The organism is Pseudoduganella violacea (assembly GCF_014191875.1).
Taxonomy (GTDB): Bacteria; Pseudomonadota; Gammaproteobacteria; order Burkholderiales; family Burkholderiaceae_D; genus Rugamonas; species Rugamonas violacea_A.
This window is the reverse complement of the sequence record NZ_JACHXD010000003.1, coordinates 125865-138190: the sequence shown is the minus strand read 5'-3', so window position 1 is coordinate 138190 and position 12326 is coordinate 125865. Positions and strand designations below refer to the sequence as shown.

The window sequence follows — 12326 nt, the reverse complement described above, 5'->3', positions numbered from 1 at the left end:
ACCGAAAAGATAATTTTGGTGCAGTGCAATGTCCGCACGATCGTGCTATAGAGAGTGACTAGTTGTTTGCAATGTGGAAATAATGTTTGGTGATACAGCATTGTCATGTTTACAATTAATCGAAGTTTTCCGACACCTGCATACAGAAAGGGGAGCTATCCTGGGCACCGACATGCACCTGCGGCCTTCGCGCTCGCAACTGGCCTTGCTTTTACGGGCGCAGCAATGGCCCGACCTGGCGACCGCTGCGCAGGACTTATTGCAGCATTTCCCGGCCAGCAGCTTCATGCTCAGGATGAGTGTGGCTGGCCAGCGCCAAGCGATCGGCTCGTTGCCGCCGCATATCATGGCCGAATTCGGTGACGAGGCCGATCCCGTCAGCCGCCACATCGGTGCCTCCGGCATTCCGCTGGAATGGGATACCGCCACGCTGTGCGCCGGCGGGGATGGCGCGCCGGTATACCAGTCGCTGCGAGGCGCCGGCATCGTATCCGGCCTGAGCATGGCGGCGCGCAGCGACCTGGGCTGGAGCCGCATCGACTTCTATTTCCACCAGGATGCCGACAAGGGCGCCACCGCCGACCTGTTCCTGCTGGGCTCCTACCTGCACGAGGCGGCTTGCCGCGTCTGGCGCGCCAGCTGGCCGGCCGAAGTGCCGCGCCTGACCGCGCGCGAGCGGCAATGCCTGCAGTGGAGCGCAAGCGGCAAGACCAGCCAGGAAATCGGCCAGATCCTCGGCATTTCGCAGCACACGGTCTACTTCCACCTGAAGAAGGTGGCGTCCAAATTCAAGGTGTATGGCACGCGCCATGCGATCAGCCGCGCCATGGACTTGAAGCTGATCAATCCCATCTGATCTTGCTCCAATCGGTGGCTGGTAGCGCAGCAAGATGAATATTGGTAATACAGTAATGAACGTTTGCAGCCTGATATTAATCTGATTACAATCGCCGACATCGTTCAATCGTTTCACAGCGAATCAAAATGGGCTACCACGTCACCATACTGCGCACCATTGATGGACAACTGCATCCGCTCTCACGCGAGGAGATCCACGCCGCCGTGGCGGGCATGGACGGCAAGCTGGCGGCGGAACACCAGGAAGGCGGCGAGCTGCGGCTGTACCGGCCGCTGCAAGGCCGTGCCAGCGAAATCATGATCCTGCAGGACGGCGAGTTGTGGGCCAAGAATCCGGGCAAGGCCTTTCTGGCGCTGATGCTGGAGTTGGCCAACAAACTGGAAGCGCGCGTGCGCGGCGACGAACTGGAAACCTACCGCACGCCCGACCTGACCTATGCCCATCCCGACGATCTGCCGCTGATCGAAGCGGCGCGCGTGGAAAGCCGCCAGCAGGTGCGCCGCGTGCAGCGCCAGGGCTGGATCGTGCGTCTGGCCGCCTTGGGCGCGGTGCTGCTGCTGGCGTATCTGTGGCGGCTGTACCAGAGCGCCTAGCGGCGCCCGGCGCCGAGGCTGGCTCAGGCCAGCAGGAAGGCAAGGCGCTCGTCGGCTCTGGATGGCGATATTTCCAGGATCTCCGCCTCCACCACCTTGAATGCCACAAAGGGGGCGTCGGCGACACGCGCCTGCAGTTCCGCTAGCGACAAGTGGTCCAGCTTGGCTAGGTCGCCGCTCAACGTGCCTAGCGGGCAGCCGTGCCGCAGGATCTTGGCGCGGTTGGCGATCAGAATGTGGATGAAGCAGTGGATGAAGCAGCGGATGCGCTCCGCAGGCGCGCCGCCTTCATCCTCCCACCGTTCGTCTTCGGATGTCAATTGGATAATTTTCAGCATATGTGAAAGACGAAAGGGTTCTATGAAATTTTCGATACCACAAGGGGCGCTAGGCCTGCTGGCGGCTGGCCTGCTTTCCGGATTGGCCTTGAATGTGAGCGCTGCCGACAGGCGCCGTGACGAGCCGCCGCCCGCCGTGGACGTGCGAAGAATGAGCGACCTGGTCGAAGAGCTGGCCGATGAGGAATACGAGGGCCGCCTGCCCGGCACGGCGGGCGATAGCCGCTCGCGCGATATCCTCGTCAAGGAGTTCCAGGAAATAGGATTGCAGCCGGTCGGCAGCGACGGCTATCTGCAGCGTTTTTACACCACCATCTCCCAGCCGGATGGCGAAAGCCACGGCAATCCGGCCAATCCGCTGCTGGGCAAGCGCATGGCGACCAGCAATGTGATCGGCATCCTTCCCGGCAACGATCCGCTGCTGGGGCGCGAAATCATCATCGTCAGCGCCCACCGCGACCATCTGGGCCGCACGCCGGGCGGCGCCCACTACCCGGGCGCCAATGACGACCTGTCCGGCCTGGCGGCGACCCTGGAACTGGCGCGCATGTTTGCCCACGATAAGGGGAGCAACAAACGCACGCTGATGTTCGTCGCCTATGGCGCGGAAGAGCAGGGGGAGATGGGCTCCATGCACCACGTCGCCCATCCTCTGCCTGGTTTCCCCAACAAGAATATCGTGCTGATGATTTCCATCGATATGATCGGCCGGGGTTTCGAGCGCTGGAGCAGCTATTCCCAGGCCCAGCGCGACCGCTATGCCGAGACCTGGTTCAAGCAGGTCTACAACGGCGTCAACGACGATGACGACGAGTATTCGCACGAGTACCCGCCGGAGAACGAAGGCAGTTTCTCCTACGATGCCGGCCCTTTCGGCAAGATCGGCATCAATAACCGCGTCTTCGGCAAGGCCGAGGGCATTCCCGACTACCACAAGACGACGGATACCTGGGATAAGGTGGAATTCGCGCCGGCCGCCGTTTTCACCAGAACCGTTTTCGACTTTCTGCGCAAAGTGGACCAGGACCCCAAGCCGCACGCCAAGCCCTGAATTCGGACGGCTGGCCTATTCTGATTCGCCCATAAAAGCCGCCCTGCGCTACTGCTAAAACTGATAGTTGGCAAAAAAACAGCCTTGCTCCAGACTCGGATTATCTTTGTCTAAAAAGCAATTCCGATGCGTGAGCGATTTCATGTGAGAGCAGTGCGGCTCCAGCGTGGCTTCACCTTGCTGGAGCTGCTGGTGGTCATGGTCATCATCGGCCTGCTGGTCGGTTATGTGGCGCCGAATTATTTCAGTGCGGTCGGCAAGTCGGAGAGCAAGGCGGCCAAGGCCCAACTCGACTCCCTGCAAAAAGCCCTGATTGCCTATCGCCTGGACGTGGGCGAGTACCCGAGCACCGAACAGGGACTGGCGGCGCTGTCGGCCAAACCGTCCGGAGCGGCCAACTGGAGTGGCCCGTATCTTTCAAAACCGGCGCCGCCCGATCCCTGGGGGCATGCCTATGTATACCGCCACCCGGGTCAGCGCAGCGACTACGATCTGCAATCCTATGGCCGCGACGGCAAACCGGGCGGCAGCGGCGACGCCGCCGACATCCTGAATTGACGGTGCCACGCCCATGCAGTTCGAGCTGAAGGTCTACCATCCGCGCGAAGGCGTGCGCCATCTGCAGTACGCCGCGCCGGATGAAGCCGAGGCCCGCCGCCAAGCCGGAGAGCAGGGCTATGCGGTGCTGTCGCTGCGCCGTCCCGGCTTGAGTCTGCGGCGTCCGCCGCGGGGCCGCCTGCGCATCCAGCTGTTCGGCCAGGAGTTGCTCGCTTTGCTCGATGCGGGCATGGGCCTGATCGAAGCCTTGTCGGTGCTGGCCAGGCGCGCGCGCGATGCGGACAGCCGCCAAAGCCTGCAGCGCATCCTGCTGCTGCTGGGCGAGGGGCAGACGTTTTCCGCTGCCTTGGCGAGCATGCCGCATGCCTTTTCCACGCTGTTTGTCGCCACCGTGCGCGCCAGCGAGCAGACCGGCGAGCTGCCGGAGGCGCTGCGCCGCTACCTGGCTTATTACCGCCAGCTTAACGCCGTGCGCGACAAGATCGTTTCGGCTTCGATTTATCCCGCCTTGCTGCTTGCTGTGGGCGGGCTGGTGATCGTGTTCCTGCTTTCGTATGTGGTGCCGCGTTTTGGCCGCGTCTACGCCGACCTGGGCGAGGACAAGGTGCCGGCCCTGTCGCGTCTTCTGATGCGCTGGGGCCAGCTGGTGACGGAACATGGTTCGGCCTTGCTGGCGGGAGCGGTAGCTACGCTGGCGCTGCTGGTCTATGTCTGCACGCGGCCGGCCGTGACGGCTGCGGCGCAAAGAACCCTATGGCGTTTGCCCCGCTTGGGCGAACAGATACGCACCTATCAGCTGGCGCGCTTTACGCGTACCGTCGCCATGCTGGTCAAGGGGGGCGTGCCGCTGGTGACGGCGCTCGATATGACGGGCGAACTGCTGCAGCAGCCGGCCTTGCGTGCCGGCCTGGATGCGGCGCGCCAGGCGATCCGCGAGGGAGGCGGGCTGTCCGATGCGTTTGGCCGCCATGGACTGGCGACCGAGGTGGGGCTGCGCCTGCTGATCGTGGGCGAGCGCGGCGGCGATCTGGGCGGGACCATGGAGAGAATCGCCGCCTTTTACGACGAGGAAATCGCGCGTGAAGTGGACTGGTTTTCGCGCCTGTTCGAGCCGGCGCTGATGACCTTTATCGGCCTGCTGATCGGCGGCATCGTGATCCTGATGTATCTGCCCATCTTCGAACTGGCGAACAGCATCCAATGACTAGCCTGAGCCGCCCAAGCGACATACTGACGCCCGCCATGCTGGCGGAATTGCATCGCGAGCGCCAGGACAGCGGACAAACGCTGTGGACCTTGCTGGAAGAGCGCCTTGGGCTGGCGCCGGCGCAAAGCCTGGCCGAGCTGGGGGCGGCCTTCCGCATGCGAACCCTGGACCTGGACGGCTTGCGCGCCTTGCGCACTGATTTTGCGCTGTTGCCGTATGCCGATGCGGTGCAGCGCAAATGCCTGGCGGGCTGGGATGGCGAACGCCTGTTGTGCGTGACGGCCGATCCTTTCGACAGCGCCTTGCAGACCTGGGTTGAAGCCAGGGTGCGGCGGGCGGTGCACTGGTGTCTGGCCCACCCCGGCGATCTGGGCGCTTTCTTCACCATGGCCGAGGAAAAGCTGCGCGCCATCGACGGCAGTTTTTCCTTCGGTGGCGAGCTGCAGGTAGCCAGCGCGGGCGGCGACCTCTCACTGGCCTCGATTTCGCAGGACGCCAGCCCGGTGGTCAAGCTGGTCAATTCATCGGTCTTCGATGCGCTCAAGCTGGGCGCCAGCGATATGCACTTCGAGGTCGGGGCAAAGGGGCTGGCGCTGAAGTACCGCATCGACGGCGTGCTGTCGCAGGTCTTGTTCGTGGCGGGGCTGGAAATGGCCGATCAGGTGGTGTCGCGCCTGAAAGTGATGTCCGAGCTGGATATCTCCGAGCGCCGCATCCCGCAGGATGGGCGCTTCAAGCTGCAGGTCAAGGGCAAGCAGATCGATTTTCGCGTCTCCATCATGCCCAGCCTGTTCGGCGAGGACGTGGTGGTGCGCATCCTGGACAAGGAGGCGCTGGCCGACCAGATGGTGGGCCTGCGCCTCGACCACCTGGGTTTCGATGCGCCGATCCTGGCGCGGGTGCGCCAGCTGGCGCGCGAACCGTATGGCATGACCCTGGTGACGGGGCCGACCGGCAGCGGCAAGACCACCACCTTGTATGCCGCGCTGACCGAGATCAACAGCGGGCAGGACAAGATCGTGACCATCGAAGATCCGGTCGAGTACCAACTGCCGGGCATCCTGCAAATTCCCGTCAACGAGAAGAAGGGCTTGAGCTTCGCGCTTGGCCTGCGCTCCATTTTGCGCCACGATCCGGACAAGATACTGGTCGGCGAAATCCGCGACCCCGAAACGGCGCGCATCGCCATCCAGTCAGCCTTGACCGGGCACCAGGTTTTCACCAGCGTGCACGCCAATAATGTCTTCGATGTGCTGGGCCGTTTCCTGCATATGGGCGTGGATATTTACAGTTTCGTATCGGCGCTGAATGGCGTGCTGGCGCAACGCCTGATGCGCATGGTCTGCCTAGCATGCAGCGCGCCGTATGAGCCTTCGCGGCAGGAGCTGGAAGAGTGCGGTCTGGCGGGCAAGCTGGAAGCCGGCGCCACGCTGGCGCGCGGCCGTGGCTGCGCCCACTGCCGCGGCACCGGTTACAAGGGACGCAAGGCCATTGGCGAATTCCTGCGCATGAACGACGAACTGCGCGAGCTGATCATTGCGCGCGCGCCGATCCGCGCCATCAAGGAGGTCGCGCTGAAAGGCGGAACGCGCTTTCTACGCGATGCCGCGCTCGATGCGGCGCGCGCCGGCATGACCACACTGGAAGAGGTGAACCGTGTTACGTTTTCCGAGTGAGTCCTTGACCGTCGTGCTGGGACGGGCCCAGGTCGGCGGCCTGCGGCTGCGGCGTGGCGCGCCTCAACTGCTGGAGACCTTGCATGGCGATGCCGACACCGCGGCTACCTTCACTGCCGCGCTGGAATTGCTGGAGCGCTGGCTGTGTGCGAATGATGTGCGCGGCCGGCGCATCCGCCTGATTCTGGCCGACAGCCATGCGCGCTATGCCTTGCTGCCGCCCAGCGCCATTCCCTTGCGCGCCGCCGAAGATGCCGCTCTGTTGGGAGCCCGCTTTGGCGAGCTGTATGGCGAAATGGCGGAATGGCAGATGCAGGCCGAAGCGCAACGCCACGGCCAATCGCGTCTTGCCTGCGCCATGCCGGCTGCGCTTGCGCAGGGCGCGCGCGCGCTGTGCGCGCAAAACGGTTGCCGTCTGCTCTCGCTGCAGCCCTACTTCATCGCTTGCTGGAACCGCTGGCGCGGCCGCGTCGATGGTCAGGAGGGCGTGCTGGCGGTGCAGGCGGGCGAAGAGCTGGTGCTGGCCGGTTTCGGCCGCCAGGGCTGGCGCAGCATACGCGCCAGCCTGTGCGAACCGACGCCGCAGACGCTGGCCGACGCGATCCACCGTGAAAAAATCCAGCATGGATTAGCTCCCGATTTGCCGGTATGGCTGCACGCCGCAATTCACCGGCCCGATCTGGCGCAACTGGGACAGGCATTGATGCCGATGCGCCCGGACGGGGGGCTGGCGGCGAGCGGCGCGTGCCTGAGCCAGGCCATGGCGCTGGCAGGGAGCGGCGCATGAAAAGAATCGGCATCGATTTTGCGCATCAGCCCATGCGGCGCAACGTACCCGCCTATTTGCTGGCCGGACTGGGAGCGGCTGCCTTGCTGGCCGCAGGCCTGGCCTATGCCGCCTACAGCAGCGGGCAGGCCGAGTGGGAACAAGAGCAGCTGGAATTGGCCGAACGCCAGCTTGGCCAGCCACGCCAGGCAGCTTCGGTGGACGAGAATGCCAAGGCGCGCCAGAAGGAAGCGGCGCGCCTCCAGGCGAGTCTTGAAGCACCGTGGGAGGCCTTGTTCGGCGTGCTGGAAAGCGTGCCGGCGCCGCAGGTGGCCTTGCTCAACCTGTCGCTGGATGGCGAGAGCCGGGAGCTGGTTCTATCGGGTGAGGCACTGGACGCGGCGGCCATGCATGGCTATGCGCGCCGCATGGGAGAGGCCGATGGACTGGCGGGCGCCTACCTGGCTTCGCACGAGGTGAATGCCCAGAATCCACGCCATTCGCTGCGCTTCTCCATCGGCGCCAGCTGGCGCAATCTGGCGCGGCAGCCGCAGGCAGCTGGAGGCGCGCCATGACAGGACTGAAATGGCGCGTGCACTACTGGCTGATCGGCCTGAACCCGGCCGCTGCCGCTGGCGTGCTGGGCTTGCTGCTGGCTGGCTTGCTGCATTTCGGTCTCACTCGGCCGGGAGTGCAGCGGCTTGAAACGGAACGCGCCGCCAGCCTGGCCCGGACGCAAAGCGTGGCTGCCTTGCGCGCGGAGCAGGCAGCGGCTGGGCCGCGCGCGGAGCCGCTGATGGCGGCACGGCTGCGCGCGAGCCTGCCCTTGGTGTCGTCGGCCAGCGTGAACGGGACGCTGGAACGGATGCAGGCGGCGTCGGAAGCGGGCGGCCTGCAGCTCAACAAGGGCAGCTATCAGTTGCAGGCCGGCGGCGGGCAGGGCGTGCAGCGCTACAGTATCAGCTTGCCCGTGAAAGGCGCTTACCCAGCCTTGCGCGCTTTCATCCGCCAGGTGCTGGGGGAAGCACCGAATCTCGTGCTGGAACGCGTCAGTTTCACCCGCAATAGCAAGGAAGAGGCGCAGGTCGAAGCCCAGCTGGAATTCGCCGCCTACTTCAGGAAGCCGGAATGAAGCGCCCGCCCTTGCGCAGCCTGTTGCTGTATGGCGCGCTGGCGCTCGTGCTGGCCGCTTCCGCCTGGACCCATCTGCAGCGGCGGCAGGACGACGTTCCTGAACTTGCCGAAGCCAGGTTGGCGCCGCGCGCCGCCTTGCCCAAGCGCGAGGAAGGGGAGCTGCCGGAAAGCGTCAATTCCCAGGCCGGGCCGGCGGATGCCCTTGCTCCCATTTTCAATTTGTTTGCCGCCGCCGATTGGGATGCGCCTGTGGCGCCGCCACCGCCGCCGCCGGTAATGCAGGCCGCCGCGCCGCCGCAAGCGCCGGCCCTGCCTTTTGAATATCTGGGGCGCACCGAGGTGGTGGGCGAGGCGGGCGCGATGCTGATTCATCTGCGCCGGGGTAGCGAAATGTTTTCGGTGCGCGCCGGCGACAGCATCGATGCGCAGTACCGGCTGGACCAGGTCGGCGAGGATGCGCTGCACATCAGCTACCTGCCGCTGTCCAGCAAACAAACTCTGATAATCACGGGAAGCCGATGAAGCGATTGTGGATGTGGACAATATGTGCGGCGGTGGCGGGCCTGGCCGGTTGCGGCGCCCGCGCCTTGCACCAGGACGGCATGGCGGCGCTGGCCCAGGGCCGGACCGAGGAGGGTTTGGCCCAGCTGAACAAGGCGGCGCAGGCCGATCCCGGTCATGCCAGCTATCGCAAGGATTTTCTGGTACAGCAGATGGCGGCCGTCAATCAGCTGCTGCTGGCGGCCCGCGCCCAGGCGGCGCAAGGCAATGCGGAAGCCGCCGAGGAAGGCTTTCGCAAGGTACTGGCCATCGATCCGGCCAATACCCAGGCGGGCGAAGGCCTGGCGCGCTTGCGCCGCGAACGCCAGCATGAGGAACTGCTGACGGCCGCGCGCCGCGCCGCCAGCGCCGGCGAAGGCGAACGCGCCTTGCCGCTGCTGAATGCGATCCTGGCCGAAGACAGTAGCCATGCCGGCGCGCGCAATTTGAAGCGCGAGATCGAGACGCCGCTGCTGCGCGAGCAATTGCAGGAAGCCAGTCTGCGCGAAGGCTACGCCAAACCGATCAACCTGGAATTTCGCGACGCCAGCGTGCGCATGGCGCTGGAAGCCTTGTCGCGCACCAGCGGCATCAACTTCATCTTCGACAAGGATGTGCCGGCCGATCTGCGCACCACGGTCTTTCTGCGCAATGCCGGCATCGACGAAGCGGTCGACCTGATCCTGCGCAACAGCCAGTTGCGGCGCAAGATCCTGAACAGCACCACCGTGCAGGTCTATCCCGACACGCCGGAGAAGCGGCGCGATTACCAGGAGCTGGTGGTGCGCGCCTTCTACCTGCAGGACGCCACCGCGACGCAGATGCAGACTGTGCTGAAAACCCTGCTGCGCATGAAGGATATTGTGATCGACGAGCGCCTCAACCTGCTGACCGTGCGCGACACGCCAGAGGCCGTGCGGTTGGCGGAAAAGCTGGTGGCCCTGCATGACCTGGCCGAACCGGAGGTGATGCTGGAAATCGAGGTGATCGACGTGCAGCGCGACGACCTGCTCAAACTCGGCATCCAATGGCCCAACCAGCTGACGGTGGTGCCGATTCCCAGCGGCGCGAATCTGACCTTGCACGACCTGCGCACCATGGATTCGCGCCGTGTCGGCGTCAATTTCAGCAACCCATCGCTGTCCGCGCGCCAGGACACGGGATCGAGCAATCTGCTGGCCAATCCCCGCATCCGCGTGCATAACCGCGAAAAGGCATCAGTGATGATCGGCGACAAACTGCCGATTGTCACCACCACCTCCACCGCCACCGGCTTCGTGGCCGAGAATGTGCAGTATCTGGACGTGGGACTGAAAGTGGGCGTGGAACCGCTGATCCACGCTTCGGGCGAGGTGTCGCTGCGCCTGAACCTGGAAGTCAGTTCGGTCTCGGGCCGGGTGGAAACGCCGAACGGCACTACGGCCTACCAGGTTGGTACGCGCAACGCGAATACCTTTCTGCGCCTGAAGGATGGCGAAACCCAGGTGTTGGCTGGCCTCATCAGCGATCAGGACCGCAAGTCCGCTACCGGCGTGCCGGGACTGAGCCAGCTGCCTTTACTGGGGCGCCTGTTCTCCGCACCGCAGGACAGTCATACCAAGACCGAGATTGTGTTGTCGATCACGCCGCGCATCGTGCGCGGCGCGCAGCGGCCGGAATCGCAGCCGCTGGAATTTTGGTCCGGCACGGAAAATGGCTTGAACACGCGGCCTTTGCGCCTTTCCAGCGACAAGCAAGGCAAGGATGCCAAGCCGCTGCAGAACGCCGAACTTGCGCCGCCGGCCGGCGTGCCGGAACAGCCATTGCAACTGGTCTGGGGCGGCCCGAACCAGGTCAATGTGGGGCAGGAATTCCAACTTTCGCTGCGCATGCGGGCGCCGGAAAATGCCCAGGTGCAGCCGATGCAGATTCTGTATGACCCGGCCGTGCTGGAGGTGAGCGAGGTGCAGCAGGGCGAGCTGGCGGCGGGGGAGGGCGGCGCGGACGCCGGTGTGGTGTTCGATAACGGTAGCAAGCGCGTCAAGATCGATCTGAGCAAGCGCAAACTGCCCGGCGCCAGCCTGGATGGCAATGTGCTGACCCTGCGCATGAAGGCGCTGGCCGCGAACAGCGGCACGGAGCTGAAGATCGTCAATGCCGGCGGCAGCCAGCCGGCTACGCCTTATACCGTGCGGGTGGCGCAGTGAGGCGCACCAGCGGCTTCACCATCATCGAGCTGCTGGTGACGGTGGCCATGGTCAGCGTGCTGGCGACGGTGGCGATTCCAACGGCCGAGCTGCTGGTGCAGAAGTCGCGCGAGCGCGAACTGCGCGAAACCCTGCGCACCTTGCGCGCGGCCATCGACGACTACAAGCAGGCCAGCGACAGCGGCCATATCGCGCGCTCGGTGGGGGAGTCCGGCTATCCGCCCACGCTGGAAGATTTGCTGGGCGCGCGCGATGTCAAAGACCCCAAGGGCGGCATGATCCGCTTCCTGCGCCGCATTCCGCGCGATCCGCTGCGGCCCGATCTGCCGCCTTTGCGCAGCTGGGGCTTGCGCAGCTATGCGTCGAGCCAGCAGAATCCCCAGCCCGGCAAGGATGTCTTCGATATCTATTCGCTGGCGCCGGGCAAGGGCATCAATGGCCAGCCGTACCGGGAGTGGTGAGATGCGGCGCGCGCGCGGCTTCACCATTCTGGAACTGCTGGTGGTCATGGCCATCATCGGCACCCTGCTGTCGCTGGCCGCGCCGCGCTATTTCCGCAGCATGGAAAAGACCAAGGAATCGGTGCTGCGCGAGAACCTGAATGTGATCCGCACCACGCTGGACCGCTACTACTCCGATATGGGCGTCTATCCTGAAACCCTGCAGGAACTAGTCGACCGGCGTTATCTGCGCAAGATCCCCGACGACCCGTTGACCGGCAGCGGTAGCAGCTGGAGCATCGTGCCGGCCGCCAGCCGCGAGCAGGGCGTGGTGGCGGACGTGCGCAGCGGCTCGTCGGCGCGCAGCAGCGACGGCAGCGCTTACCGGGATTGGTGATGCGAGTGCGCCAGCAGGGTTTTACCTACCTCGCCATCCTGTTCACGGTGGCCATGGTCAGCATCGCCATGGGTGCGGGCGCGGCGATGTGGACGCTGGAGAGCCGGCGCGAGAAAGAGCAGGAGCTGCTGTTCGCCGGCGACCAGCTGCGCGCCGCCATCGGCCGCTACTACGAAAGCACGCCGGGTGAGCTGAAGCAGTTTCCCGCCAGCCTGGAGCAACTACTGTGGGACAGCCGCCATGCCGTGCCCCAGCGCCATCTGCGCCGCCTGTACGCGGACCCGCTGAGCGGCAAGCCTGACTGGGGGCTGGTGCGCACGCCGTCCGGCGCCATCATGGGCGTGTACAGCCGCTCACCGCAGCGCCCCCTCAAGCAGGCCCGCTTCGCCGACCGCCACGAACGCTTCGCCGGCCGCGCGCACTACGCGGATTGGCAGTTCATCTACGAACAGGGCTATGTGCGCTATACCCCCGCGGTGTTTGAGTGAGCCGCATTGGCGGCAAACTCCCAGTTCACCATCACCGTCATACCAAAGGACGCGCAGCCCACCAGCCATATCGTATGAACAGAAGAGCCGGCC

Annotated in this window: 15 protein-coding genes; 14 read left to right on the top strand and 1 reads right to left on the bottom strand. The window is 64.7% G+C overall.

Annotation, left to right across the window (positions count from 1 at the left end; translation table 11 throughout):
- The first annotated feature begins 172 nt into the window (after window positions 1-172).
- Window positions 173-856: a helix-turn-helix transcriptional regulator gene (locus tag FHS03_RS28510; protein ID WP_183440188.1), complete on the top strand. Its 684-nt coding sequence runs from the start codon at window positions 173-175 to the stop codon at window positions 854-856.
- 128 nt (window positions 857-984) lie between these two features.
- The gene (locus FHS03_RS06350) at window positions 985-1452 is read left to right on the top strand and encodes a hypothetical protein (protein WP_183440187.1); all 468 of its coding nucleotides are present in this window, start codon (window positions 985-987) and stop codon (window positions 1450-1452) included.
- Between the two features lie 23 nt (window positions 1453-1475).
- On the opposite strand, the gene FHS03_RS27910 is transcribed toward FHS03_RS06350, so the two are convergent.
- Window positions 1476-1790, bottom strand: a complete 315-nt coding sequence (locus tag FHS03_RS27910) for a hypothetical protein (protein ID WP_221208061.1) — start codon at window positions 1788-1790, stop codon at window positions 1476-1478.
- Window positions 1791-1812: 22 nt separating this feature from the next.
- On the opposite strand from FHS03_RS27910, the gene FHS03_RS06340 reads away from it, so the two are divergent.
- The 12 genes from FHS03_RS06340 to FHS03_RS06285 all read left to right on the top strand — a co-directional run bounded on the left by FHS03_RS06340 (window position 1813) and on the right by FHS03_RS06285 (window position 12233).
- Window positions 1813-2841 carry a M28 family metallopeptidase gene (locus FHS03_RS06340; protein WP_183440186.1) on the top strand — a complete coding sequence of 343 codons (1029 nt, stop codon included), beginning with the start codon at window positions 1813-1815 and terminating at the stop codon, window positions 2839-2841.
- A gap of 126 nt (window positions 2842-2967) precedes the next feature.
- Window positions 2968-3399, top strand: coding sequence for a type II secretion system major pseudopilin GspG (gspG, locus tag FHS03_RS06335; protein ID WP_183440185.1), 432 nt, complete (start codon window positions 2968-2970; stop codon window positions 3397-3399).
- Between the two features lie 13 nt (window positions 3400-3412).
- Window positions 3413-4603: a type II secretion system F family protein gene (locus tag FHS03_RS06330; RefSeq protein WP_183440184.1), complete on the top strand. Its 1191-nt coding sequence runs from the start codon at window positions 3413-3415 to the stop codon at window positions 4601-4603.
- Window positions 4600-6282, top strand: a complete 1683-nt coding sequence (locus tag FHS03_RS06325; RefSeq protein ID WP_183440183.1) for a GspE/PulE family protein — start codon at window positions 4600-4602, stop codon at window positions 6280-6282. The genes FHS03_RS06330 and FHS03_RS06325 overlap by 4 nt, the downstream gene beginning before the upstream one ends.
- Window positions 6263-7069, top strand: a complete 807-nt coding sequence (locus tag FHS03_RS06320) for a hypothetical protein (protein WP_183440182.1) — start codon at window positions 6263-6265, stop codon at window positions 7067-7069. The genes FHS03_RS06325 and FHS03_RS06320 overlap by 20 nt, the downstream gene beginning before the upstream one ends.
- On the top strand, window positions 7066-7623 hold the full coding sequence (locus tag FHS03_RS06315; RefSeq protein WP_183440181.1) for a hypothetical protein: 558 nt from the start codon (window positions 7066-7068) through the stop codon (window positions 7621-7623). Before FHS03_RS06320 ends, FHS03_RS06315 begins: the two co-directional genes overlap by 4 nt.
- Window positions 7620-8180 carry a hypothetical protein gene (locus FHS03_RS06310; protein WP_183440180.1) on the top strand — a complete coding sequence of 187 codons (561 nt, stop codon included), beginning with the start codon at window positions 7620-7622 and terminating at the stop codon, window positions 8178-8180. The genes FHS03_RS06315 and FHS03_RS06310 overlap by 4 nt, the downstream gene beginning before the upstream one ends.
- Window positions 8177-8704, top strand: coding sequence for a hypothetical protein (locus FHS03_RS06305; protein WP_183440179.1), 528 nt, complete (start codon window positions 8177-8179; stop codon window positions 8702-8704). Before FHS03_RS06310 ends, FHS03_RS06305 begins: the two co-directional genes overlap by 4 nt.
- 11 nt (window positions 8705-8715) lie before the next feature.
- Complete coding sequence (locus FHS03_RS06300) at window positions 8716-10908, top strand: secretin GspD/PilQ domain-containing protein (RefSeq protein WP_183440178.1); 2193 nt, start codon at window positions 8716-8718, stop codon at window positions 10906-10908.
- On the top strand, window positions 10905-11369 hold the full coding sequence (locus tag FHS03_RS06295; RefSeq protein WP_183440177.1) for a type II secretion system protein: 465 nt from the start codon (window positions 10905-10907) through the stop codon (window positions 11367-11369). Before FHS03_RS06300 ends, FHS03_RS06295 begins: the two co-directional genes overlap by 4 nt.
- Entirely contained in the window at window positions 11344-11745 is a 402-nt protein-coding gene (locus tag FHS03_RS06290; protein ID WP_221208060.1) for a type II secretion system protein, read from the top strand. Before FHS03_RS06295 ends, FHS03_RS06290 begins: the two co-directional genes overlap by 26 nt.
- Window positions 11745-12233 (top strand): type II secretion system protein, encoded by a 489-nt coding sequence (locus FHS03_RS06285; protein ID WP_183440176.1) that lies wholly within the window; start codon window positions 11745-11747, stop codon window positions 12231-12233. Before FHS03_RS06290 ends, FHS03_RS06285 begins: the two co-directional genes overlap by 1 nt.
- The last annotated feature ends 93 nt before the right edge of the window (window positions 12234-12326 follow it).